The organism is Streptomyces ziwulingensis, from assembly GCF_039542605.1.
Classification (GTDB): domain Bacteria; phylum Actinomycetota; class Actinomycetes; order Streptomycetales; family Streptomycetaceae; genus Streptomyces; species Streptomyces ziwulingensis.
This window is the reverse complement of record NZ_BAABIG010000043.1, coordinates 16,660-40,408: the sequence shown is the minus strand read 5'-3', so window position 1 is coordinate 40,408 and position 23,749 is coordinate 16,660. Positions and strand designations below refer to the sequence as shown.

Genomic DNA, 23,749 nt, shown 5'->3' with positions numbered 1-23,749 from the left:
CTGGACGCCGGTTCGTGATCCAACGGACCCTACGCGGTGGTGCGATCCGGGCTCAGCTGAGGGTCTGTGCCGCCGCCGGGTCGTACGGGGTCAGCTCGTCGAAGCGGCCGGAGAGGACCTTGGCCGCCCACTCGGGGTCCTGGAGCAGCGCGCGGCCGATCGCGACGAGGTCGAACTCCTCGCGTTCCATCCGGTCCAGGAGGTCGTCGAGGGCGGCGACGCCGGCGCCCTCGCCCTGGAAGGACTTCAGGAAGTCACCGCCGTCCAGGCCGACCGAACCGACCGTGATGACGGGCCGGCCGGTCAGCTTCTTCGTCCAGCCGGCGAGGTTGAGGTCGGAGCCGTCGAACTCCGGGCGCCAGTAGCGGCGGGTGGAGGCGTGGAAGGCGTCGACGCCGGCCGCGGCGAGCGGGGCGAGGATCGCCTCCAGCTCCTGCGGGGTCTCGGCGAGCCGGGCGCGGTAGGCCTCCTGCTTCCACTGCGAGAAGCGGAAGATGACGGGGAACTCGGCGGAGACCTTCTCCCGCACCGCGGCCACGATCTCCGCGGCGAACTTCGTACGGGCCACGGGGTCGCCGCCGTAGGCGTCGTCGCGGCGGTTGGTGCCGGCCCACAGGAACTGGTCCACGAGGTAGCCGTGGGCGCCGTGGATCTCCACGCCGTCGAACCCGATGCGCTCGGCGTCGGCGGCGGCCTGGGCGAACGCGGCGACGACGTCGTCGATGTCGCCCTGGGTCATCGCCTTCGCACTCGGCTCGTCCTGGCCGAGGCGCAGGCCGGAGGGGCCGACCGAGGGGGCGTCGGGGAACGGGTCCTGCCCGTCCTCGCGCACCGTCCCGATGTGCCAGAGCTGCGGCACGATGGTGCCGCCCGCCGCGTGCACCGCGTCGGCGGCCTTCGCCCAGCCCGCGAGCTGCTCCTCGCCGTGGAACCGCGGCACGCGGTCGCTCTGCCCGGCGGAGGGATGACCGACGTACGTCCCCTCCGTCACGATCAGTCCGACCCCGGCGGCGGCCCGGCGCGCGTAGTACGACACCACGTCCTCACCCGGGACACCGCCCGGCGAGAACATACGGGTCATCGGCGCCATCGCGATGCGGTTCGGCACGGTGAGGCCGTTGAGCGCGATCGGACGGGAGAGGATCTCGGCGGCGCGGGAGGCGGCGGTGGCCTCGGGGGAGGTGCTGGTCACGTGGGGGGCTCCTCGGCGGTTCGGCGGTCCGGTGGTACCGGGCAGTATGTGCACACGCATACACCCTCCCCAACCCCCCTGCCCGACACCCGATTCCGACCCCCGGGCAACCGTGACCCGGGTCACACCCCCGCGCGTCCCCTCTCGGCCCCTCTCGGCCCGGCGGTCCGGCGGTCCGGCGGTCCGGGAAACGCCCGAGGGCGGCACCCCCGGCCTCGGCCAGGGGTGCCGCCCTCGGATACACGGGACGGTCGATCAACCCGGAGGTCGATCAGAAGTCCATGTCACCGCCCGGCATGCCGCCCGGAGCGCCCGCCGCGGCGGCCTTCTCCGGCTTGTCGGCGATGACGGCCTCGGTGGTGAGGAACAGCGCGGCGATGGAGGCCGCGTTCTGCAGGGCGGAACGCGTCACCTTCGCCGGGTCGATGATGCCCTCGGCGATCATGTCGACGTACTCACCGGTCGCGGCGTTGAGGCCGTGGCCGACGGTGAGGTTGCGGACCTTCTCCACCACGACGCCGCCTTCGAGACCACCGTTGACGGCGATCTGCTTCAGCGGAGCCTCCAGCGCGAGCTTCACGGCGTTGGCGCCGGTCGCCTCGTCACCGGTGAGCTCCAGCTTCTCGAAGACCTGGGTGGCCTGGAGCAGGGCCACGCCGCCACCGGCGACGATGCCCTCCTCGACGGCCGCCTTCGCGTTGCGAACGGCGTCCTCGATGCGGTGCTTGCGCTCCTTGAGCTCCACCTCGGTGGCGGCGCCGGCCTTGATGACGGCCACGCCGCCGGCCAGCTTCGCCAGTCGCTCCTGGAGCTTCTCGCGGTCGTAGTCCGAGTCGCTGTTCTCGATCTCGGCACGGATCTGGTTGACCCGGCCCGCGACCTGGTCGGCGGAGCCGGCACCGTCGACGATGGTGGTCTCGTCCTTGGTGATGACGACCTTGCGCGCCTTGCCCAGCAGGTCGATCGAGGCGTTCTCCAGCTTGAGACCGACCTCCTCGGAGATGACCTCGCCGCCCGTGAGGATGGCGATGTCACCGAGCATGGCCTTGCGGCGGTCGCCGAAGCCCGGAGCCTTGACGGCGACGGACTTGAAGGTGCCGCGGATCTTGTTGACGACCAGGGTCGACAGGGCCTCGCCCTCGACGTCCTCGGCGATGATCAGCAGCGGCTTGCCCGACTGCATGACCTTCTCCAGGAGCGGGAGCAGGTCCTTGACGTTGGAGACCTTGGAGTTGGCGATCAGGATGTACGGGTCGTCGAGGACGGCCTCCATACGCTCCATGTCGGTGGCGAAGTACGCCGAGATGTAGCCCTTGTCGAAGCGCATACCCTCGGTGAGTTCCAGCTCCAGACCGAAGGTCTGGGACTCCTCGACGGTGATGACGCCTTCCTTGCCGACCTTGTCCATGGCCTCGGCGATCAGCTCGCCGATCTGGGTGTCGGCGGCGGAGATGGAGGCCGTGGAGGCGATCTGCTCCTTGGTCTCGACGTCCTTCGCCTGCTCCAGCAGGGCGGCGGAGACGGCCTCGACGGCCTTCTCGATACCGCGCTTGAGGGCCATCGGGTTGGCGCCGGCGGCTACGTTGCGCAGGCCCTCCTTGACCAGGGCCTGGGCGAGCACGGTCGCCGTGGTCGTACCGTCGCCGGCGACGTCGTCCGTCTTCTTGGCGACTTCCTTGACCAGCTCGGCGCCGATCTTCTCGTACGGGTCCTCGAGCTCGATCTCCTTGGCGATGGAGACGCCGTCGTTGGTGATCGTGGGCGCGCCCCACTTCTTCTCGAGGACGACGTTGCGGCCCTTCGGGCCGAGCGTCACCTTCACGGCGTCCGCGAGCTGGTTCATGCCGCGCTCGAGGCCGCGCCGCGCCTCCTCGTCGAACGCGATGATCTTGGCCATGTGAAGTGGTCCCTCCAGGACTGGGGGTGATTCCTTCGGACCGCGCCCGCGCCCGCGACGGACGGCTCACCGGCCTGTGGGTTCCTTCCCCACCCGGCCTGTGGGCCTCACCGACCCGGTCCTTCGTTGTCACTCTCACCATCAGAGTGCTAACGCCAATGATTAGCACTCGCCCCCTGCGAGTGCAAGCGCCTCCCCCGGATCGGGCCCCCGCTCAGCCACCCGCGAACAGGCTCGCGGACCGCCCCGGCCGGGCTCCCGGACGCCCCCGGGGCGTCCCGGGACGTCCCGGGACGTCCCGGGACGTCCCGGGATCCGGGCATGCCGAAGGGCCCGTGCCCCGGATCGAGGCGCGGGCCCTTCGGAGAAAGACCGTTCGCTGCGGGTGGTCGCGCGTATCAGGCAGAGACGCGGACCATGTCGGCCTGCGGGCCCTTCTGGCCCTGCGAGATCTCGAACTCGACCCGCTGGCCTTCTTCAAGGGTGCGGTAGCCGTCCATCTGGATCGCGCTGTAGTGGACGAAAACATCCGCACCACCGTCGACCGCGATGAAGCCGTACCCCTTCTCCGCGTTGAACCACTTGACGGTGCCCTGAGCCATGCCTAACTCCCCTATTACTGGCCCTTGCACAGACCCGCACTTCGCGGATCCGGGTCAGACCTCGCCCTCTCCGGAACGGTCGGGGCGTGCGCCGGAACGCGTCGACCGCGGCTGAATGTATCTGTCCAACTGCCGTCTGCAACAGGTCACCCGGACGAGAAATCTGGACGGGAGAGGTCCGTAATCTGCCAGGAATTCGTGAAGATTCAGGGCAAGTCGGGCCACATAAAGGGAACAAGAGGCGCGAAAGGGGCTCACACTTTGGCTACATCTTGTCGGGTGTACGGCAGAAATTCAGTGATTCCGGCCTTGCGATCATCGACGCGTTCCCCAACTGTACCCCGCTCAACCACATGGAATTGCCCCCTCCGCTTCGCTTGCGGAGGGGGCAATTCCGAAAACCGGGCGCGCGTGCGATTACCGCCGGTAATCGCCCGGACGGGTCAGCCGCCGGCGACGGCCGGGATGATGGAGACGCCGGCCCCGTCGGGGGTCGGGGTGTCCAGGCCCTGCTCGAAGCGGACGTCGTCGTCGTTGACGTACACGTTGACGAAGCGACGGAGCTTGCCCTGGTCGTCCAGGACGCGGGCGGCGATGCCGGTGTGGTTCTTCTCCAGGTCGGTGATGACCTCGGAGAGGGTCGAACCCTCGGCGCTCACCTCGGCGGTGCCGCCCGTGTAGGTGCGCAGGATGGTGGGGATGCGGACGGTGACGCTCACGTGGAGACCTCCGGTCGGGTGGGGTGTCTGGGGGTGCGGGGCGCTCGACCGCTACGCGAGACCGGCCTCGCGGAACGAGTCGAGGTTCGGGCGGATCGTCGCGGTCAGCCCGGTGCCCGCCACCGCGTCCAGGGTCTTGAGGCCGTCACCGGTGTTCAGGACGACGGTGGTGAGCGCCGGGTCCAGCAGACCGGCCTCGATGAGCTTCTTCGTGACACCCACCGTCACCCCGCCCGCGGTCTCCGCGAAGATGCCCTCGGTCCGCGCCAGCAGCTTGATCGCGTCGACGACCTGCTCGTCGGTGACGTCCTCCACCGCGCCGCCGGTGCGGCGGGCGATGTCCAGGACGTAGGGGCCGTCGGCCGGGTTGCCGATCGCCAGCGACTTGGCGATGGTGTCCGGCTTCTGGGGGCGCACCACGTCGTGCCCCGCCTTGTAGGCGGTGGAGACCGGCGAGCAGCCCTCGGCCTGGGCGCCGAAGATCTTGTACGGCTTGTCCTCGACGAGCCCCAGCTCGATCAGTTCCCGCAGCCCCTTGTCGATCTTGGTGAGCTGGGAGCCGGACGCGATCGGCACCACGAGCTGGTCCGGGAGCCGCCAGCCGAGCTGCTCGCAGATCTCGTACGCCAGGGTCTTGGAGCCCTCGGCGTAGTACGGCCGCAGGTTGACGTTGACGAAGCCCCAGCCCTCGCCGGCCGGGTCGCCGATCAGCTCGGAGCAGAAGCGGTTCACGTCGTCGTAGTTGCCCTCGATGCCGACCAGCTCGCCGCCGTAGACCGCGGCCATGACGATCTTGCCCTGCTCCAGGTCGTGCGGGATGAACACGCAGGAGCGGAAGCCGGCCCGGGCGGCGGCGGCGCCGACGGCGCCGGCCAGGTTGCCGGTGGAGGAGCAGGACAGGGTGGTGAAGCCGAAGGCGCGGGCGGCCTCCAGGGCCTGGGCGACGACGCGGTCCTTGAAGGAGTGCGTCGGGTTGCCGGAGTCGTCCTTGACGAACAGCTTGCCGGCCTCGACGCCCAGCTCACGGGCGAGGTTGTCGGCCGCGACGAGCTTGGTCCAGCCCGGGTTGATGTTGGGCTTGTCCGCCACGTCGGCCGGGACCGGCAGCAGCGGGGCGTAGCGCCAGATGTTCGCGGAACCCGCCTCGATCCGCCGGCGCAGCTCCTCGGTGTCGTACGAGGAGTAGTCGTAGGCGATCTCCAGCGGGCCGAAACACTCCTCGCAGGCGAAGACCGGGCCGAGCGGGACGCGGTGCCCGCACTCGCGGCAGGACAGCGCGGCGGCGGGGCCCAGGTCTACGGGGGAGGCGGTGGGGGCGTGGAGGGTGTCCGCGGCGTCTGCGGTGTCCGTGGTGTTCGCGTTGCCCGTGGTGTTCGCGACAGTCTGCACAGCCATGTGAGGCGAGGCCCTTTCTCCTCATCTTCCCCACGACGCGTTTCGTCGTGAGACGGATTTGGCACCTTCCCGAGCCGGGAGCCTCGCCACGTCAACGTGACAAGACCGGCTGGAGGGTTGCCGGGGCTTCATCGGGCCGTGTCCCTCTGCCCCTCTGGATGAGCTGTATGTGGTTGTGGTGGGCGTCGACCCCGACATGCGATGGTCACGCCTGTTGTTCAAGACTGTAACCGAAGGCCCTGACAGTGGAGACAGTCGTCCGATGCGCGAGATGGATCACATGTGGGTCACCGTGGTCCGCTCAGGGAGGAGGCAGACGGTGCTGGAAGAAGTCGAGCGCTGGCTCAGCGCACGCTCCTGGTCCGTGACCGACCGCCCGCTGCACCAGGTCATGGCGGCCAAACGGGCCACCGGGCAGTCGGTCAGCGTGGTGCTGCCCGCCCTGAACGAGGAGGCGACCGTCGGCGACATCGTCGCGGTCCTGCGCCACGATCTGATGCGGCGGGTCCCGCTGGTCGACGAGATCGTCGTGGTCGACTCCGGCTCGACCGACCGCACCTCCGAGGTGGCCGCGGCGGCGGGCGCCCGGGTCGTCCACCGCGACGTGATACTCCCGCGCCTGCCCGCCGTCCCCGGCAAGGGCGAGGTGCTGTGGCGCTCCCTGCTGGTCACCAGCGGTGACATCGTCTGCTTCATCGACTCGGACCTGCGCGAGTTCTCCTCGGACTTCGTCACCGGGATCGTCGGCCCGCTGCTGACCGAACCGGACGTGGACCTCGTCAAGGCCATGTACGACCGGCCGCTGGCCGGTGCGACCGGGCAGGGCGGCCGGGTCACCGAGCTGATGGCCCGCCCGCTGCTGAACATGCACTGGCCGCGGCTGGCCGGTTTCGTGCAGCCGCTGGGCGGCGAGTACGCGGCCCGCCGCTCGCTCCTGGAGCGGCTGCCCTTCCCGGTCGGTTACGGGGTGGAGCTGGGGATGCTGGTGGACGCGCTGCACCTGGTGGGCCTCGACGCGCTCGCCCAGGTCGACGTCGGCGTGCGCAAGCACCGGCACCAGGACGGACAGGCGCTGGGCCGGATGGCCGCCGCGATCTACCGCACCGCGCAGCTCCGGCTGGCCCGGGGCCATCTGATCCGGCCCTCCCTGACCCAGTTCGAGCGCGGTACGGACGGTTTCGTGCCGCACACCTTCCCGGTGGACACCGAGGAGCGGCCGCCGATGCGGGAGATCACCGAGTACGCGCGGCGGAAGGTGGCGTGAGCGGTGTGCCGCACGCGCCGGCCGCGCCCGGCAGAACGCACGTTTGAGCTGGTCGTGGCCGGGCTAGAGTGAGGCGTATGGCTTCCACGTTCGGTGCTGCTCAGGTGCTGGTGGCCTCCAATCGGGGCCCCGTCTCGTACGAGGTCCGTGAGGACGGTTCGCTGCACGCGAAACGGGGCGGGGGCGGGCTCGTCTCCGGCCTGTCGGCGATCGGGCCGGACGCGGACGCGCTGTGGGTCTGCTCGGCGCTCTCCGACGGCGACCGGGAGGCGGTGCGGCGCGGGGTCGGCGAGGACGGCGTGCGGATGCTGGACGTCCCGGCCGACGTGCACGCCGACGCGTACAACGGCATCGCCAACTCCGTGCTGTGGTTCGTGCACCACATGCTGTACCAGACGCCGCTGGAGCCCGTCTTCGACGCCGAGTTCCGCCGGCAGTGGGCGTCGTACGAGGCGTTCAACCGGGCCTTCGCCGAGGCGCTGGCCGAGGAGGCCGCCGAGGGCGCGGTCGCGATCGTGCAGGACTACCACCTGACGCTGGTGCCGGGCATGCTCCGCGAGCTGCGCCCGGACCTCAGGATCGGCCACTTCTCGCACACGCCGTGGGCGCCGGTGGAGTACTTCCGGATGCTCCCCGACGACATCGCCGAGCAGGTGCTGCGCGGCATGCTGGGCGCCGACCGGCTCGGTTTCCTCACCCGCCGCTGGGCGGACGCGTTCACCGGGTGCTGCAAGGCGCTGGTGGGCGGGCTCGGCGACACCCGGATCGGGGTGCACGGTCTCGGCGCGGACGCGGACTTCCTGCGCCGGCGGTCGCACGAGGCCGACGTCGACGAGCGGATGGCGGCGCTGCGCGAGCAGATCGGCTCGGGGCCGGACGGAAACCTCCGCCGCACCGTGGTCCGGGTGGACCGGACCGAGCTGTCCAAGAACATCGTGCGCGGGCTGCTGGCCTACCGGCAGTTGCTCGCGGACCGGCCCGAGTGGCACGAGAAGGTCGTCCACGTCGCCTTCGCCTACCCGTCCCGGCAGGACCTCGCGGTCTACCGGGACTACACGGCCGAGGTCCAGCGGGTGGCCGACGAGATCAACACGGAGTACGGGACGGACGGCTGGACGCCGGTCGTCCTGCACGTCCAGGACGACTTCGCCCGCTCGCTGGCGGCGTACCGGCTGGCCGACGTGGCGCTGGTCAACCCGATCCGGGACGGGATGAACCTGGTCGCCAAGGAGGTGCCGGTCGTCTCCGACGCGGGCTGCGCGCTGGTGCTCTCCCGGGAGGCCGGGGCGTTCGAGGAACTGGGCGAGGACGCGATCGTCGTCAACCCGTACGACGTGACGCGGACCGCCGAGGCGCTCCACGAGGCGCTGGTGATGCCGGCCGGCGAGCGCGTCGAGCGCGCGAAGCGGCTGGCCGCGGCGGCGACGGCGCTGCCGCCGGCCCGCTGGTTCCTGGAGCAGTTGGAGGCGCTGCGGGGCTGAGCCGCACCCGGCCCCGGGCGGCCCGCCGCACCTCACCCCTCCTGGACGGGCGGGCAGTGGCCGGTGTCGCCAGGAAAGGACATGTCTGTGACAAGGCGGGGGACCGGCCGTGACGTCGTCCGCCGCAGGTCCGGTCCCCGCTCGGTCGCGGCTCAGGTCAGGTGTCGCGCCAGGGCGTGGAGCAGGGCCACCACCCCCGCCGGACCGTCCACCTCCACGTCGGCGCGCTCCTTGAGCTGCGGGCTGACCTCGTCGCCGCCGCTGCAGACGAGGAGGCCGGGGGTGCCGGTGACGCGGAGCTTCTCCACGGCGGTGTAGGCGGGGAGGTCGCCGAGGTCGTCGCCCCCGTAGAGGACCGCGCGGGCGCCGGTCTCGGTGACGAACTTCTCCAGGGCGACGCCCTTGTCCATGCCGGGCGGGCGCAGCTCCAGGACCAGCCGGCCGGGCTCGACGATCAGGCCGCTCTCGGTGGCGAGGCCGGTGAGCGGGGCGCGCAGCGCGTCGAAGGCGGCCTGCGGGTCGGCGGCGCGGCGGGTGTGGACGGCGACGGCGTGCCCCTTGTCCTCCACCCACGCGCCCTCGACCGGCCGGAGGATCTCCGGCAGCGCGGCGCGGGCGGCGGCGACGCCGGGGTGCGGATCGGGGGTGGTGACGCGGCCGGTGGCGGCGTCCCAGCGCTCGGCGCCGTAGTGGCCGAGGACGACCAGGTGGTCCAGTCCGGCGGCGCCCGCGAAGCCGCCGTAGGCCACGGCGACCTCGGCCGGCCGGCCGGTGACGACCGCGACGGCGGCCACCTTCGGCGCGAGCGCGGCGAGCGCGGCCAGGGCGCCGGGGTGCGCCCGGGCCTGCTCCGGGTCGGCGACGATCGGCGCGAGGGTGCCGTCGAAGTCCAGCGCGATCACGGTGTCGCCGGGGTGTGCGAGTAGCGCCCGGAGTCCCTCGCGGCCCTGCGGGGTCGCCGGTTCGGGGAGGTCCGTCGCGTGTGTGTCTGGGCTGCCCATACGGCGAACCTATCCCGGCGGGCCGGGGTCCACGCCTGCCCCGCCCGCCCGGTCCGGTGCCGCTCAGCGCTCCGTGCGGCGGGCCTCGCGCACCCGGCGCAGCCGGTTCACCGTCACCGGGTCGGCCGCGAGGGCCCGCGCGTCGTCCAGCAGGGCGTTGAGGAGCTGGTAGTAGCGGACGGGCGCGAGGCCCAGTTCCTCGCGGATCGCCCGTTCCTTGGCGCCGGGACCGGTGAAGCCGCGGCCCTCCAGCGCGAGGATGCTCCGCTCCCGTGCCCCCAGCCCCTGTCCCTGCCCCTGCCCCTGCCGGTGGGACCGCCGCTCGTCGTCCATCCCCGCACCGTAACCCCCGGTACCGACAGGGGACCTATCCGGCCGAGGCGGCGTTCTCCGCCCGCAGCGCCGTGGACTGGAGCTGGGCGAGGACCGTCTCCGGGTCGTCGCCGGGGGCGACCGCCCGGCCGATGCGCTTCTTGAGCTGCGCGGCGACCGCGGCCCAGGAGGTCTCGCCGACCGGGTACAGCTCGGAGAGCGGCATCTGGTCCAGGAACGGCTTGAGGTCCTTGTCCTGCTCGGCGGCGCCCATCGTCCCGGAGGCGGAGGTGGTGACCGGCAGCAGGTCGTAGCGGCGGGAGAAGTCGAGCACGTTCTCGTCGTCGTAGACGAAGTCGAGGAAGTCGCCGACCGCCTCCTGGTGGCCGTTCTTCTTGAACGCCGTCATCCAGTCGGCGACCCCCAGCGTGGAGCGGCTCTGCCCGTCCACGCCCGGGGTCGGCACCATGCCGAACTTCACGCCCTTCTTCTCGGCCGCCTTCATCAGGGACGGGTGGCCGTTGAGCATGCCTACGTCACCGGCGGTGAAGGCGGCGAAGGCGGCCGCCCGGTTGAGCTTGCCGGGCGCGACCGGGCCGGTCAGCTCCTTGCCGACCAGTTCGTCCTTGAGCCAGGTGAAGGTGTCGACGTTCCGCGCGGAGTCCAGGCCGTAGGTGCCGACCGTGTCGAGGTAGCCGCCACCGCCGCTGAGCAGCCACTGCATGGTCTCCGCCTGCGCCTCCTCGGGGCCGAGCGGCAGGGCGTACGGGTACTTCACGCCCTGTGCCTTCAGCGCCCGGGCGGCCTCGGCGAGGTCCTCCCAGCTCTCCGGCGGGGTGATCCCGGCCTTGGCGAAGAGGGTCTTGTTGTAGAACAGCACGCGCGTGGAGGCCGCGAACGGCAGGCCGTACTGCACGCCCTTGACCTGGCCCGCGGTGGCCAGTTGGGAGACGAAGTTCGCCTGGGTGGGGATGGAGAGCAGGTCGTCGGCCCGGTAGAGGAGGTCCTTGGCCGCGTAGTCGGCGTAGGAGCCGATCTGCGCCATGTCGGGCGCCCGGCCGGCGTCGACCAGTTCGCGCACCTCGCGGTCGACGTCGCTCCAGGAGTGGACGGTGACGTCGACGGTCACGTCCGGGTGCCGCGCCTCGTACGCCTCGGCCAGCGCGTCCCAGTACCGCTGGGAGCTGTTGGACCCGCTGTCGCCGTAGTCGGCGGCGACCAGCCGCAGCGTCACCGCGTCGGAGCCGGTGCCCACCCCGCAGCCCGCCAGGACCGCCGTCATGCCCAGTGCGGAGACCACCGCGCTCGTTCGTGTCCTGCCCCGCTGCACCGTGCCGCCCCGCCCTGCTGAATGTGTGGTTCCGTTTGTTCGTTTAACGGATCAAGGTCTACACCACCGCAGTGGACTAGACCTCTCGCGGGTCGGCGGTCCACACTGTCCCCGTGAGACATGTCATCGCCCTGGACGTGGGCGGCACCGGGATCAAGGCCGCCCTGGCGGGGCCGGGGGGCGAGCTGCTGCACCGGACCCGCCGGGCCACCGGCCGCGAACGCGGCCCCGAGGCGGTCGTCGCGGGCATCCTGGATCTCGCCGCCGAACTGCGCGCGGAGGGCGCCGACCGGTTCGGGGTCCCCGCCGAGGCGGCCGGCGTCGCCGTCCCCGGCATCGTCGACACCGATCGGGGCCTCGCCGTCTACGCCGCCAACCTCGGCTGGCGCGACCTCCCGCTGCGGGCCCTGCTCGGCGAGCGGCTCGGGGTCCCCGTCGCGCTCGGCCACGACGTGCGCACCGGCGGACTCGCCGAGGGCCGGATCGGGGCGGGCCGGGGCGCCGACCGGTTCCTCTTCGTCCCGCTGGGCACCGGCATCGCGGGCGCCATCGGCATCGACGGGCGGGTGGAGGCCGGCGCCCACGGCTTCGCGGGCGAGATCGGCCACATCGTCGTACGCCCCGGCGGCGACCCCTGCCCGTGCGGGCAGCGCGGCTGCCTGGAGCGGTACGCCTCCGCGGCCGCCGTCGGCCGGGCCTGGGCGGCGGCGGCCGCGGACCCGGAGGCGGACGCCACCGACTGCGCGAGAGCCGTCGGGTCCGGCGACCCGCGGGCCGGGCGGGTGTGGCGGGACGCGGTGGACGCGCTCGCCGACGGCCTGGTCACCGCGCTCACCCTGCTGGACCCGCGGGTCCTGATCATCGGTGGCGGACTCGCCGAGGCGGGGGAAACCTTGTTCACACCGCTCCGGGAGGCGGTGGCACGCCGGGTCACCTTCCAGAAGCCCCCGACGATCGTTCCCGCCGCGCTGGGGGACAGCGCCGGATGCCTGGGCGCGGGCCTGCTCGCCTGGGATCTCCTCGACCACACCGACCGTACGGAGGTAACCGCCTGATGGCAGCCGACCCAGGAGCGCGGGACAGCGCCGACACGCGGCGGGGCCGCGCGGCGCGACCGGCCACGACCGACCCGCGTCCCGCCACCGGCGCGGCCCCCCTGGTGCTCTCCGGCGCCACCGCGGTCCTGCCCACCGGACCGGTCGAGGGCGCCCAGGTGACCGTCGACGGCACCCGCATCGCGGCCGCGGCCCCGGAGCACGCCCGCGTCATCGACCTGACCGGCCACTGGCTGATCCCCGGCTTCGTGGACCTGCACAACCACGGCGGCGGCGGCGCCTCCTTCACCTCCGGCACGGCCGAGGAGGTCCTCCAGGGCATCCACACCCACCGGCTGCACGGCACGACCACCCTGGTCGCCTCCACCGTCACCGGTGAACTGGACTTCCTCGCCCGGCGCGCCGGGCAGCTCGCCGAGCTGGCCCAGCAGGGCGACCTGGCCGGCATCCACTTCGAGGGCCCCTTCATCTCCCCGTGCCGCAAGGGCGCCCACTCCGAGAGGCTGCTGCGCGCCCCCGACCCGGCCGAGGTCCGCAAACTGGTCGACGCGGCCCAGGGCCACGCGCGGATGATGACCCTCGCCACCGAGCTGCCGGGCGGCCTGGACTCGGTGCGGCTGCTCGCGGAGCACGGGGTGATCGCGGCGGTCGGGCACACGGACGCCACCTACGAGCAGACGGTCGAGGCCATCGACGCCGGTGCCACGGTCGCCACCCACCTGTTCAACGCGATGCCGCCGGTCGGCCACCGCGCGCCGGGGCCGATCACCGCCCTCCTGGAGGACGAGCGGGTCACGGTCGAGCTGATCAACGACGGTGTCCATCTGCACCCGGCCGCCCTGCGACTGGCGTTCCACCACGCGGGTCCCGCGCGGGTCGCCTTCATCACGGACGCGATGGACGCGGCCGGCTTCGGCGACGGCCGCTATCTGCTCGGCCCGCTGGAGGTGGACGTCGTCGACGGCGTGGCCCGGCTGGTGGAGGGCGGTTCCATCGCGGGCTCCACCCTCACCCTGGACCGCGCCTTCAAACGGGCGGTGACGGTGGACGGGCTGCCGGTCGGCGACGCGGTCGCGGCCCTCTGCGCCAATCCGGCCCGCCTCCTCGGCCTGGCCGACCGGGTGGGCTCGCTGGAGCCCGGCAAGGACGCCGACCTGGTGGTGCTGGACGCCGCGTTCGACGTGGTGGGTGTGATGCGGCGCGGGGCGTGGGTGGTCGATCCCGGACCGAGCGGACCGGCGCCGGGCTGACCGGCGGGGCGGCGCCGTGGCGGGCAGCGGTGACGGCGTGCCGCCGTCACCGCGCGTGCCTAACGCTTGACCTGGCCTTCCTTCAGCCAGAGCTGGTCCAGGAGGACGTTGCACTTGTCGCCGTCCGCGCAGGAGACGGAGATGGTGTTGCTGCCCTTGTGGAGGGTCGGGTAGGCGTAGGTCTCGGTCCAGCCCTTGGTGAAGTCGCCGTCCTTGGCGCCGGCGAAGTTGCCGAGGTTCAGCTTGCTGCCGAACGCCTTGCCGTTGATGGTCAGCGTCATGGACTGGTCCTCGTCGACCGCGCTGTAGCGGGCGAAGAGGGTGTAGGCGCCGTCCTCGGGGACACCGTCCACGTTCCAGGTGACCGACGCGCCGGGCGCGTTCATGCCGACGTAGGAGCCGCCGTCGCTCTGGGCGCCCGCCACGTCGGAGGCCGCGGCGGCACCGCTGAGCTGGAGGCCGGCCGCGTCGGCGGTGGGCAGCTCCGTCTCGCTCTGGCCGGCGGTGCTGCCGGCCGACGGGCTCGCCTCGGCGCTCTGGGACTGGGTGGGGGTGGCGCCGGCCTGGTCGCCGCTCTTGTCGTCCTCCCCGCCGCTGGCGGTCATCGCCACGGCGATGCCGACGACGACGGCGGCGACGACCGCGATCGCGCCGATCAGCAGGCCCTTGGTGTTCGGGCCGCGACGGCCACCGCGGTTTCCGCCGCGGCTGCCGCCGTGCCCCGGCTGCGGGGAGACGGTGGTGGTGACGCCGCCGCCACCGGGCAGCGTCTCCGGGGCGGCGTAGTACGCGTTCGGCCGGCCGTAGGCGCCCTGCTGCGGCGGGGCGGTCGGCGCGGCGGCGGCCTGCTGGCCGTACTGCCGGGTACCGACCGGGCGCACGCGGTTGACCGAGTTCGGGTAGCCGTAGCCACCGGACGGCGGCTGGGCCCCGTTGGCCTGCCCGTCGGCGTACAGATAGCCGAACGGGTCGTCGTCCTCGGGCGTGCTCGCGCCGTTGTTGCCGGGCGTCATCCCTAGGTCTCCTAACCAGGTGCGGTACGTGTGCGGTACGTGCGGTGAGACGCCGAGCCTACCCGCTTCCGGTGACCCGGTCGGGTGACCCGTACCGCGTCAACTCGCTGACCTGGGGATCATCCCGCACGCCGGTGCTGTTTGGGACGAGATCGTTTCTCGACGTACATCCGTTCGTCAGCCGACTTCAGCACCTCGTCGGCCGTCATGCCGCAGTGGGCCCAGCCGATGCCGAAGCTGGCGCCGACCCGGACGGCCCGTCCCTCGGCCCGGATGGGCTGGATGATCTCGTTGCGCAGCCGTACGGCGAGGTCCTCGGCGTCGGCCCGGCCGAGCCCGTCGGCGAGGATCACGAACTCGTCGCCGCCGAGCCGGGCCACGGTGTCGCCGTCGCGGACGCACTGGGACAGCCGCCGGGCGACCTCGATCAGGACGGCGTCGCCCGCGTTGTGCCCGAACCGGTCGTTGATCGACTTGAAGCCGTCGAGGTCGCAGAAGAGGACCGCGAGCCCCTTGGCGCCGTCGTCGCGGTCGTCCTCGGGGGCGACGGTGTGCACGTGGTGGTCGTGGGTGTCGTACGGCTCGGGGGGCGGGAAGTCGAAGAGGTGGCCGCCGGAGTCGAGGACCGGGTCGGGGGCCTGGGCCGGGACCCGTACCGGGTCGCCGTAGGCGCTGTCCATCGCGTCGATGGCGTCGATCGCCGAGTGCGCGCCCCGGGGGCGGCGACAGAGCCGGGCGGCGAGGCGGGAGCGCAGCTCGGCGGAGTTCGGCAGGCCGGTGAGGGAGTCGTGGGAGGCGCGGTGGGCGAGCGCCAGCTCGCGGCGTTTGCGTTCCTCTATGTCCTCGACGTGGCTGAGCAGGAAGCGGGGTCCGTCGGCGGCGTCGGCGACGACGCTGTTGCGCAGCGAGACCCAGACGTAGGTGGTGTCGCGGCGGCGCAGCCGCAGCTCGGCCCGGCCGCCCTCGGCGGAGGTGCGCAGCAGGGTGGTGATGTCCTCGGGGTGGACGAGGTCGGAGAAGGAGTAGCGGCGCATCGCGGAGGCGGGGCGGTCCAGGAGGCGGCAGAGGGCGTCGTTGGTGCGCAGGATGCGGCCGTGCTGGTCGCCGCCCATCTCGGCGATGGCCATGCCGGAGGGGGCGTACTCGAACGCCTGCCGGAAGCTCTCCTCGCTGGCGCGCAGGGCCTGCTGCTCGCGTTCCAGGCGGACCAGGGCGCGCTGCATGTTGGAGCGCAGGCGGGCGTTGCTGATCGCTATGGCGGCCTGGAAGGCGTACATCTGGAGGGCCTCGCGGCCCCAGGCGCCGGGCCGGCGGCCGTTGCGCGGGCGGTCCACGGAGAGGACGCCGATCAGTTCGCCGCTGGTGCCGCCGCCCTGCGGGCCGGGGGCGTACATCGGGGCGAAGAGGCGGTCCGAGGGGTGCCACTCGTCCTCGAAGCGGGGGGCGGGCCCGTCGGTGTACCACTGCGGTACGTCGTCGTCGTCGAGTATCCAGCCCTCGGTGTGCGGGATGAAGATCAGGTCGCCCCAGCGCTCGCCCATGCCCAGGCGGCGGTCCCAGGACGGGCGCGGGCCGACGCGGCCGGTGATGAGGGCCTCGGCGGCGGAGTTCCCGGCGAAGGCGGCGACGACGAGGTCGCCGTCGGGGCGGACGAGGTTGACGCAGGCCAGCTCGTAGCCGAGGGCGTTGACCACGCCGTCCGCGACGGTCTGCAGTGTGTCGGCCAGACTGCGGGCCGTGTTCATGTCGGCCATGGCCTGGTGCAGTTGCCGAAGGGACGCAAGGCGGACGTACGGCTCCGACTCGGTCTCCATGCTCGCCCTCCCCCCGAGACCTCGCTGCGAATCAAGGGTTCTCTTCGGCGCCATTGCCGGATGGTGCACGATGATGCTCTTGCAGCTTCCCCGCCACTGAATCACAGCGCGCTGCCCACTCGGTACACAGGGTCAACAATTCTCGCTCCTTGTGACTCAAGTCACAGCGAAACGTGAACAATTGAGGGGTCTTTCCGCGTTCCCGGCGTGCGCTTCCCGAACGCTGCGCCCACTCTCCCGCCGCGCTCTCGCCGAGCGGCGCGGGCACAACCCTCGCGGCTCGTCACGAGTCAAAGACGTCATGGTGGGGCGGGGTCCGCGCACAGCACGGCCACAGGAATGACATACGATCCGCAGGCCCCGCATAAAGATCACTTAAGAGGATGTACACGTCATGACCCGCCGTACCCCGTATCGCTCCCTTCGCGGCATATCCGCCGTTGCCGCCCTGCTCGCGATCGGCGCGGTGGGATGCTCGGACGTCTCCGACGCCGTCGACAGCGCGACCGACAGCGCCAAGAAGGTGGCGCGCCAGCGCTCGGTGTTCTCGCTGGACATCGGTGACTGCTACAACCCGTCCGGCAAGGCCGAGGGGACGGCGTACGCCGTCGAGATCGTGCCCTGCGACGAGGCGCACGAGGGCCAGGTCGTCGGCGAGTTCGCGATCGACAAGGGCAAGGAGTACCCCGGCGACGACGAGATCTCCACGGTCGCGGACAACCGCTGCCCGGTCGAGGCACAGAAGTACGCCCCCGACACCTGGGCGCTCGACAAGGGCGTCTCCCTCTTCTACTACACCCCGACCAAGGAGAGCTGGGCGACCGGCGACCGCTCGGTGAGCTGCACCTACACCGCGGGGAAGGGCACGTTCAGCGGCTCGCTTGACACCACGAAGACCCTCAAACCCGCGCAGGTCACGTACCTCAAGGGTGCGAACGCGATCTACGAGGCCCTGTGGGCGAACCAGCCCGAGAAGGACACCGTCGAGGCCGACCTGCCCGGCTACAAGGCCCAGGCCAAGGCCGTCGAGGCCGCGCTGAACGCCCACGTCGAGGGCCTGGAAGGCATCGAGGGCACCGAGGTCGGCAAGCTCCGCGCGACGCTGACGGAGGCGGCCGGGAACTGGAAGAAGGCCGCGGCCGCCGCCGACGCCGACACGTTCTACCTCGCCTACGACTCGGCGTTCACCGGCATCGACCCGAACAAGTCGGTCGCCGCCCGTGAGGAACTGGGCCTGGCCACCACCGTCCCGGCCGACGAGGCCGAGGTCTGGGCGGGCTGACCGCGGCGCCGGCCCCGCTTCGGGGCAGGACCTAGGTCCCGGACCGGGACCTAGGTCCGATGCGGGCCCGGCGGGGCGGCGATTAGCGTGACGACGTGCCGAACACTCCGCCTGTCGCCGCGTCCCCCACTCCCCTCCCCGCCCCGCTCCCCGCCGATGCCCCCGAACCCGCCCCCTCGCCGTCCCCGGCGTCCCCGTCGTCCCCGTCGTCGCCGGCCGCCGCCGGGCATGCTGAAGGGGTGAGCAATGACGCGTTCCGTGCCGCGATGTCCCACCTGGCCTCGGGGGTGGTCCTGCTGACCGCGCACGAGCCGCCGCTCGACCCGGACGACCCCGGGGCGCCGCTCGGCGAGAACGCCGGGATGACGGCGACGGCCTTCCTGTCGGTCTCCCTGGACCCGCCCCTGGTCCTGGTCAGCCTCCGCGAGGGCTCCCGCATGGACGACCTCCTGGACGAGCAGCCGCTGTGGGCGGTCTCGGTGCTCTCCGAGAGCCAGCGGCACATCGCCGGCCGCTTCGCGATGAAGGGCCGGCTCAGCGACCGGCTGCTCTTCGAGGACCTCCCCTACGTCCCCGGCCCCCTGACCGGAGCGCCCCTGGTCGGCGGCGCCCTGGCGACCCTGGAGTGCCGCACCGAGCGGCGCGTGCCGGCCGGCGACCACACCCTGGTGATCGGCCGCGTCCTGAACACGGAGGTGCCCGGCGCGCAGGCCGGCCCGCTGACGTACTACCGGGGGCGCTACCGGCAGCTCGGCTGACCCGGAAACCCGCTCGCCCGGGTGCCGTCGCCGTACCTAGGGGTACGGGCGCTTCGCCGTGGAGTCGGTGGCCGCGGAGCTGCGCCGCCGCGGGACGAAGGAGTTCTGCGTCACCTGGCACCCCGGCCCCGCGGGCCCGGAGAACTTCTACCTGGGGCTGGGCTTCCGCCCGAACGGGGAGTGGTCCGAGGAGGAGCGGGTGGCCGTCCTGGAGCTGGACGGACATCCGTAGGAGCAGCCCGCCCCGGGTCCGCTCAGTCCCAGTTCTTCGGGGAGCGGCCCTGCTTGGTCTGGCCGCGCTGCTTCTTCTCCCGCAGCCGGCGTTCGTTGATGCCGCGGGGGATGCGGGTGGGGCGGCGGGCCTTGGGCGGGGGCGCGGTCGCCTCGGCGAGCAGGGACGTGAGGCGCACGGCGGCGCTCTCGCGGTTGCGCCACTGGGAGCGGTGCTCGGAGGCACGGACGGTGACGACACCGTCGGCGAGGCGGCCGGCCAGCCGCTCCAGCGCCCGCCGCTTCCACACCTCGGGCAGCGCCTCGGTGCGGGCCAGGTCGAAGCGCAGCTCCACCTGCGAGTCGGTGGTGTTGACGTGCTGTCCGCCGGGCCCGGACGACCGCGAGAAACGCCACATCAGCTCGGCCTCGGGCAGGAGGACGGAACCGCGGATGACATGGGGACCGGACATGCCGTCCATGTTCCCGCCACCGGCCGGTCCACGTCACCCGAATAACGTGGGTAAAGAAAGTAAAGACACCTGGAACCTTGCGTACCCCTCTCGTCGTTCGTAGGGGTAGCTGTAGCTTTTTGCCGTACATACACGAGGGAAGGGACTCCCAACAATGGCTGTAAGCCTGTCCAAGGGTGGCAACGTCTCGCTCACCAAGGAGGCTCCGGGCCTGACCGCCGTCACCGTGGGCCTCGGCTGGGACGTCCGCACCACCACCGGCACCGACTTCGACCTCGACGCCTCCGCGATCGCGGTCAACCCCGAGGGCAAGGTCTACTCGGACGGTCACTTCGTCTTCTTCAACAACAAGCAGACGCCGGACCAGACCATCGTCCACACCGGTGACAACCGCACCGGTGAGGGCGCCGGTGACGACGAGGCGATCAACGTCAACCTCGCGGGCCTCCCGGCCGACATCGACAAGATCGTCTTCCCGGTCTCGATCTACGACGCGGAGAACCGCTCGCAGAACTTCGGCCAGGTGCGCAACGCCTACATCCGCATCGTCAACCAGGCGGGTGGCGCCGAGATCGCGCGCTACGACCTGTCGGAGGACGCCGCGACCGAGACCGCCATGGTCTTCGGCGAGCTGTACCGCAACGGCGCGGAGTGGAAGTTCCGGGCGGTCGGCCAGGGCTACGCCTCGGGCCTGGCCGGCATCGCCCAGGACTTCGGCGTGAACGTCTAGAGTCAGGCCCCTGACCTGGTCAAACACCGTGCCGAGGGGTGCTGAGTCAGCACGGAATCAGCACGGTACTAGGGCCTGGTCAGCACGAAGACCCCCCGGACTTACCTTCGGGGGGTCTTCTTCATGTGCGGGACAGCCCTTAGGCGGCCTGCGCCATCTCTTCCGGGCCGTTCGGCGCTCCGCCCTTGATGGCCGTGATCTGTGGCCGCATGGCGTCTTCCATGGCCTTGCGGCCCGGCCCCGATTCCAGGAGTCGGGTACGAGGTGTCCGTACGTGTCGGCTGTGACGCGGAGGGACCTGTGGCCAAGCCAGCGGCTCACCTCCAGCAGGGGCACACCTGCGGCGAGCATGGTGGAGGCGAAGAAGTGGCGTAGGGCGTGGGGCTCGTACTTCAGGCCGAGCTGAGGCGAGGTGAGCTACCGATTCGCCAAGGTCTACCGGCCCGAGCACTCGAATCCGGCGATCGGCAACGCCGTGCTGCACCTGGCAACGCGCAGGTGGCTGCTGGCCCTGGACCGGGTGCAGCGAGGCGGGCACGCGCCTTTGGGTTCCGGTGGGCTGCAACTGATCCTGACCAACGAGAAGGGGGAGCCCCACACCCCGAGCCGCTACCGGCAGGCTCGCGGCAACCTGATCGAAGCGGGGATGCCGGCCCCTTCGGCGTCGGCACGATGCCTGCTGATTCCGTCAACGGTGGCGTCGACGGACGTGCCGCCGAAGAAGCGCCTGGAGGAGTGCGACAACATCGCCAAGGGGCGGGAGCCCGTTTCCCTCCGGGGCATGGGCGCATGGTGTGGGGTGTTCGGGTCTCCGGCCGGGGGCCGTCGATACGGTGACCTTGCCTCAGCCTTGCTCAGCCGCTGCGTATTTTCCCTCCCAGGCCGGGTGAGGGAGGGACACCCCTCGCGTCGGAGCGCGGCTGCGGCTGGCGCGACGGGCCCCTCCCCTCACGTCACGTGACCCCTTGCTGAGGAGCGCCACGGTCGTCCAGCTCGACGCCTACCGCCCGGCCCCGATTCCGGCCCCGGCCCCCCCGTGAAGCGGTCGCCTGCTCCCGTTCCCGCTCTGGCCGACAACCCGTTACACGCTCAGCTCTGAGCGTTCGAATCGAACCAAGAACGCCCCCGCCGATTTCCGGCGGGGGCGTTGTTGCCTGGCTCACCTCACCTCACCTCACCACAGCACGAGCGCTCAGAGTCCCGATGTGGTCAGGCTCGGGGGCGTTGAGAACCCGCACTTCCGCCTTCTCGAACCCGGCCCGCAGGAGGAGGCTTTCCCACTTCCCAGGGGTATAGCTGTAGCGGTAGGTGAATAGTGCCCTTCCCGCGAACCCACCCTTGTACATGCCTTGTGGTCCGTAGGCGCCCGGGATAGCGGGGGGCTGTGAGAAGGCGAAGACTCCACCGGGGGTGAGCCGCTGCGCCACCAGGGGGAAGAGTCGCGCGGGATCGGCGAACCAGGCGGCCCCGAAGATCGAATAGATCGCCTCGTACGACTCCGGGTTCTCGCGCAGATGCTCCAGCACCTCCGCGCAGACGAACCGCGCGCCGAGCGAGCCCCACCGCTGGGTGACGTTGTCCACCATGACGGGCGAGAGATCGACGCCCGTGACCTTGACGCCTTGCTCGGCGAGGAACGCTGCGGCCCGTCCGGTACCGCATCCGATCTCAAGAGCGGTCGTCGGCTGCCCCAGCACTTCGGGCCCCGGCCCATGCCCCTGGTACTGCGTCCAGCAGAAGACCGGGGGCGAGTCGTTGACGGAGCCCTGCACGCTCTTGCTGTTGGCGTACTGGTCCCAGAGCTCGCGTTCGTTGTCGATGTTGTGCCGTGCAGCCAACAGAGCTTCCTTTGCGCCTGGTCGAGGGCGGGCCCCCTGCCCCACACAGGGCGGGGCAGGGGACTCTAGCGGGATTCAGTGACTGTCGGGCACCTTGTCGTCGCACGGCGAGCAGTCCGGGTCGTCCATGGCCCACAGTTCCTCGTCCACGGCGAACCCGTTCGCTCGGATGACTTCGGCCGTGCGGCCCACGAGCCCGTCCCTGCGGCGTTCGATCAGTGGCGCGTGGTGCTTGTACTTGCCGCCGTTGTAGACCTCGCAGAGTGCGAAGTACACGGGCGTGTCGAGGATGAGCTGATGGACGCCGATGTCCACGGTCTTGCCCACGCCGATGTGCACGTCTCGGCGCTCCATGGCCGTGAGGGTGTAGGCGACCGCCTGCCCGAGGACGCGTTCCGCCATGTCACGCACCATGACGTTGTCCCGCATCAGGAGCTTGATTTCGCGCTCCCAGATGGTGACGCCCACCGAGCCGGGGCTTTCCAGCACGTTGTACGTGTACTCCCTGATGTGCGGGTGTGTCGCGTTGAGGAGCGTCACCGGGTCGCGGAGCTGCGTCCGCGTGGGGCTGTCCGGTACGACAGTCATCGCTTCCCTTCCTTCGGTGGTGGAGGCAGCTAGGCCGAGTGGCCGGGCCGTACCGCACTTGCTGACCCGACCGGCCGACTTCGCTTCACGGGGCGTGCGGCCGGCCGGGCGTTGTGCCCCGCTCCCCGCTGGGAGCCTCACCTAGCCGGCGGGGAGCGGAAACTTATGGATGCGCCGGGGTGAGCTTCCCGGCAGCCGCCATGACCAGGAGCGCAACGACAGTGCCCCACGTCAGCAGGGCCGAGACTCCGCCCCAGAACCAGCCGCCGCGGCTGACCTTCCCACCCTGCAACCGGCTCATCGCTTGCCGCCGATGGTGGCGGGACCACGCGCGTTGCGGTTATGCCTGGCCGATGCTTTGAGCATCTACACACAGTCAACACCTGTGCGCGGAGCGGAACTTGCACGGAGTTTGCACATCGGGTGTGCGGGCATCCGTACCGCCTGTGACGATGGCTGACAGGACCATCTCCGCGAGGAAGACTGAGCCCATGAGCACTGATCTCCCCCCCCTGGTGCCAATCTGGCGGCGCTCCGAAAGGAACGCGGCTGGTCACAGGCTTGGGAACGTCAGCGGTTGCGCGACGGGCGAAGCAACCGCTGGAGGACCTGCGGGCGGCCATCAGGGACTACGACTTGCCCGACCGCGGGGCGGTCGAGGAGAGCAGGCTGAGCGCCGACATGGGTACGGCGGACCGATACCGCAAGAAGGTCGATGTCGCCAAGCTGCTTCCCATGCTTCCCCAGCTACTGAGGGACGCCACGACGCACGCACACACCGCGAACACGCCCGAGGCGTGGATGTTGCTCGCGGATGTCTACAGCACCATCTATTGGCTCGCCGCGCGGCATCGCTGGATGGACATGGCGGAGCTGGCCGTGACTCGGCAGCGGTGGGCGGTCGAGCAGCAGCCGAACCCGCTGGGAGAGGCTGTGGCAGCTCGGGACCGTGCAGGCACTTACCTGAACTTCGGCGACGTTGAGCGCGGGCTCAGCCTCGTGGACAGGGCCATTGCCAAGGCTCAGGGAGCACTCGACACTACCGACCGCGACATTGCCGTGTGCATCCTCAACCTTCGCGGCATGACTCTGGCGGGCAGGCTCAAGGACAAGAAGGAAGCGAAGCGGGAAGCGGAGCGGCACATCCGGTCAGCCCTGGCCACAGCCCAGGGGATGAGCCGCGAACTAGACGTGCACGGCCTCACGGTCGGCTCGCAGAGCGCGTTCACGCACCGACTGGCCACCTGTGTGGATCTTGGTAGGCCACGTGAAGCCCTGACCCTGACGGATGACCTTTCCGCCGCTCTGGCGGGGATGCCCGCTACCCGAGTGGCACCGACGTACATCAACGCGGCCCGGGCACAGCTCGACACAGGGGACCGTGACGGGGCTCTGGAGAGCCTGTCGATGGCGTGGAACGTCGCTCCGCAGTTCGCCCGCATTCATCCGATGGGGCGAGAGGTGTTCCGTGTGCTGTCGTCCCTGCACCGCAGGAGCAACGCGGAGCTGTTGAGGCTGTCGAAGCTGTCGGGGATCAAGGTCTAG

Annotated in this window: 23 protein-coding genes, 1 pseudogene and 1 riboswitch; of the genes and pseudogenes, 10 read left to right on the top strand and 14 right to left on the bottom strand. The window is 71.2% G+C overall.

The genetic code is table 11. From position 1 onward, the window contains the following. Window positions 1–52 precede the first annotated feature (52 nt). The 5 genes from ABEB00_RS21405 to thrC all read right to left on the bottom strand — a co-directional run bounded on the left by ABEB00_RS21405 (window position 53) and on the right by thrC (window position 5,805). Window positions 53–1,192: an NADH:flavin oxidoreductase gene (locus ABEB00_RS21405; RefSeq protein WP_345621570.1), complete on the bottom strand. Its 1,140-nt coding sequence runs from the start codon at window positions 1,190–1,192 to the stop codon at window positions 53–55. A 271-nt stretch (window positions 1,193–1,463) separates the two neighbouring features. Then, entirely contained in the window at window positions 1,464–3,089 is a 1,626-nt protein-coding gene (gene groL / locus ABEB00_RS21400) for a chaperonin GroEL (protein WP_345621569.1), read from the bottom strand. Between the two features lie 398 nt (window positions 3,090–3,487). Further along, window positions 3,488–3,691 (bottom strand): cold-shock protein, encoded by a 204-nt coding sequence (locus ABEB00_RS21395; RefSeq protein ID WP_010035953.1) that lies wholly within the window; start codon window positions 3,689–3,691, stop codon window positions 3,488–3,490. A gap of 443 nt (window positions 3,692–4,134) precedes the next feature. Next, on the bottom strand, window positions 4,135–4,410 hold the full coding sequence (locus ABEB00_RS21390) for a MoaD/ThiS family protein (RefSeq protein ID WP_345621568.1): 276 nt from the start codon (window positions 4,408–4,410) through the stop codon (window positions 4,135–4,137). A gap of 51 nt (window positions 4,411–4,461) precedes the next feature. Further along, on the bottom strand, window positions 4,462–5,805 hold the full coding sequence (gene thrC, locus ABEB00_RS21385) for a threonine synthase (RefSeq protein WP_345621567.1): 1,344 nt from the start codon (window positions 5,803–5,805) through the stop codon (window positions 4,462–4,464). Window positions 5,806–5,823: 18 nt separating this feature from the next. Next, window positions 5,824–5,970, bottom strand: a riboswitch (SAM riboswitch). Between the two features lie 154 nt (window positions 5,971–6,124). Here thrC and ABEB00_RS21380 point away from each other — a divergent pair. Further along, entirely contained in the window at window positions 6,125–7,069 is a 945-nt protein-coding gene (locus ABEB00_RS21380) for a glucosyl-3-phosphoglycerate synthase (RefSeq protein ID WP_345621713.1), read from the top strand. 77 nt (window positions 7,070–7,146) lie between these two features. Then, a complete protein-coding gene (locus ABEB00_RS21375) occupies window positions 7,147–8,550 on the top strand; it encodes an alpha,alpha-trehalose-phosphate synthase (UDP-forming) (RefSeq protein WP_345621566.1) in 1,404 nt (467 codons plus the stop codon). A 152-nt stretch (window positions 8,551–8,702) separates the two neighbouring features. Here ABEB00_RS21375 and otsB read toward each other — a convergent pair whose 3' ends face one another. The 3 genes from otsB to ABEB00_RS21360 all read right to left on the bottom strand — a co-directional run bounded on the left by otsB (window position 8,703) and on the right by ABEB00_RS21360 (window position 11,193). After that, the gene (gene otsB / locus ABEB00_RS21370; protein ID WP_345621565.1) at window positions 8,703–9,551 is read right to left on the bottom strand and encodes a trehalose-phosphatase; all 849 of its coding nucleotides are present in this window, start codon (window positions 9,549–9,551) and stop codon (window positions 8,703–8,705) included. Between the two features lie 63 nt (window positions 9,552–9,614). Continuing rightward, window positions 9,615–9,884: a DUF3263 domain-containing protein gene (locus tag ABEB00_RS21365; RefSeq protein WP_345621564.1), complete on the bottom strand. Its 270-nt coding sequence runs from the start codon at window positions 9,882–9,884 to the stop codon at window positions 9,615–9,617. 34 nt (window positions 9,885–9,918) lie between these two features. Next, window positions 9,919–11,193, bottom strand: a complete 1,275-nt coding sequence (locus tag ABEB00_RS21360) for an ABC transporter substrate-binding protein (protein WP_486389430.1) — start codon at window positions 11,191–11,193, stop codon at window positions 9,919–9,921. A 113-nt stretch (window positions 11,194–11,306) separates the two neighbouring features. Between ABEB00_RS21360 and ABEB00_RS21355 the strand changes: the two genes are divergently transcribed. Then, the gene (locus tag ABEB00_RS21355; RefSeq protein WP_345621562.1) at window positions 11,307–12,248 is read left to right on the top strand and encodes an ROK family protein; all 942 of its coding nucleotides are present in this window, start codon (window positions 11,307–11,309) and stop codon (window positions 12,246–12,248) included. 104 nt (window positions 12,249–12,352) lie between these two features. Then, entirely contained in the window at window positions 12,353–13,498 is a 1,146-nt protein-coding gene (nagA, locus tag ABEB00_RS21350; protein WP_486389431.1) for an N-acetylglucosamine-6-phosphate deacetylase, read from the top strand. 59 nt (window positions 13,499–13,557) lie between these two features. Here the strand turns inward: nagA and ABEB00_RS21345 are convergent, their stop codons facing one another. Further along, a complete protein-coding gene (locus ABEB00_RS21345; RefSeq protein WP_345621560.1) occupies window positions 13,558–14,511 on the bottom strand; it encodes a carbohydrate-binding protein in 954 nt (317 codons plus the stop codon). A 119-nt stretch (window positions 14,512–14,630) separates the two neighbouring features. Further along, the gene (gene cdgB / locus ABEB00_RS21340; RefSeq protein WP_345621559.1) at window positions 14,631–16,325 is read right to left on the bottom strand and encodes a diguanylate cyclase CdgB; all 1,695 of its coding nucleotides are present in this window, start codon (window positions 16,323–16,325) and stop codon (window positions 14,631–14,633) included. 394 nt (window positions 16,326–16,719) lie between these two features. On the opposite strand from cdgB, the gene ABEB00_RS21335 reads away from it, so the two are divergent. From ABEB00_RS21335 to ABEB00_RS21325, 3 genes and pseudogenes are all read left to right on the top strand, one after another. Then, window positions 16,720–17,607: a septum formation family protein gene (locus tag ABEB00_RS21335; protein ID WP_345621557.1), complete on the top strand. Its 888-nt coding sequence runs from the start codon at window positions 16,720–16,722 to the stop codon at window positions 17,605–17,607. 239 nt (window positions 17,608–17,846) lie between these two features. Next, on the top strand, window positions 17,847–18,365 hold the full coding sequence (locus tag ABEB00_RS21330; protein ID WP_345621556.1) for a flavin reductase family protein: 519 nt from the start codon (window positions 17,847–17,849) through the stop codon (window positions 18,363–18,365). 40 nt (window positions 18,366–18,405) lie between these two features. Continuing rightward, a pseudogene (locus ABEB00_RS21325) lies at window positions 18,406–18,597 on the top strand (GNAT family N-acetyltransferase); the annotation flags it as partial. 22 nt (window positions 18,598–18,619) lie between these two features. On the opposite strand, the gene arfB reads toward ABEB00_RS21325, so the two are convergent. After that, window positions 18,620–19,057 (bottom strand): alternative ribosome rescue aminoacyl-tRNA hydrolase ArfB, encoded by a 438-nt coding sequence (arfB, locus tag ABEB00_RS21320; RefSeq protein WP_345621555.1) that lies wholly within the window; start codon window positions 19,055–19,057, stop codon window positions 18,620–18,622. 145 nt (window positions 19,058–19,202) lie between these two features. On the opposite strand from arfB, the gene ABEB00_RS21315 reads away from it, so the two are divergent. Beyond that, window positions 19,203–19,778, top strand: a complete 576-nt coding sequence (locus tag ABEB00_RS21315; RefSeq protein WP_345621554.1) for a TerD family protein — start codon at window positions 19,203–19,205, stop codon at window positions 19,776–19,778. 57 nt (window positions 19,779–19,835) lie between these two features. Here ABEB00_RS21315 and ABEB00_RS21310 read toward each other — a convergent pair whose 3' ends face one another. Then, window positions 19,836–20,129 (bottom strand): hypothetical protein, encoded by a 294-nt coding sequence (locus tag ABEB00_RS21310; RefSeq protein ID WP_345621552.1) that lies wholly within the window; start codon window positions 20,127–20,129, stop codon window positions 19,836–19,838. Between the two features lie 61 nt (window positions 20,130–20,190). Between ABEB00_RS21310 and ABEB00_RS21305 the strand changes: the two genes are divergently transcribed. Beyond that, on the top strand, window positions 20,191–20,739 hold the full coding sequence (locus ABEB00_RS21305; protein WP_345621550.1) for a hypothetical protein: 549 nt from the start codon (window positions 20,191–20,193) through the stop codon (window positions 20,737–20,739). Window positions 20,740–20,947: 208 nt separating this feature from the next. Here ABEB00_RS21305 and ABEB00_RS21300 read toward each other — a convergent pair whose 3' ends face one another. Both ABEB00_RS21300 and ABEB00_RS21295 read right to left on the bottom strand, forming a co-directional pair. Continuing rightward, complete coding sequence (locus ABEB00_RS21300; RefSeq protein ID WP_345621549.1) at window positions 20,948–21,616, bottom strand: class I SAM-dependent DNA methyltransferase; 669 nt, start codon at window positions 21,614–21,616, stop codon at window positions 20,948–20,950. Window positions 21,617–21,691: 75 nt separating this feature from the next. Beyond that, a complete protein-coding gene (locus ABEB00_RS21295; protein WP_345621548.1) occupies window positions 21,692–22,204 on the bottom strand; it encodes a hypothetical protein in 513 nt (170 codons plus the stop codon). 636 nt (window positions 22,205–22,840) lie between these two features. Between ABEB00_RS21295 and ABEB00_RS21290 the strand changes: the two genes are divergently transcribed. Next, window positions 22,841–23,749 carry an XRE family transcriptional regulator gene (locus ABEB00_RS21290; protein WP_345621547.1) on the top strand — a complete coding sequence of 303 codons (909 nt, stop codon included), beginning with the start codon at window positions 22,841–22,843 and terminating at the stop codon, window positions 23,747–23,749.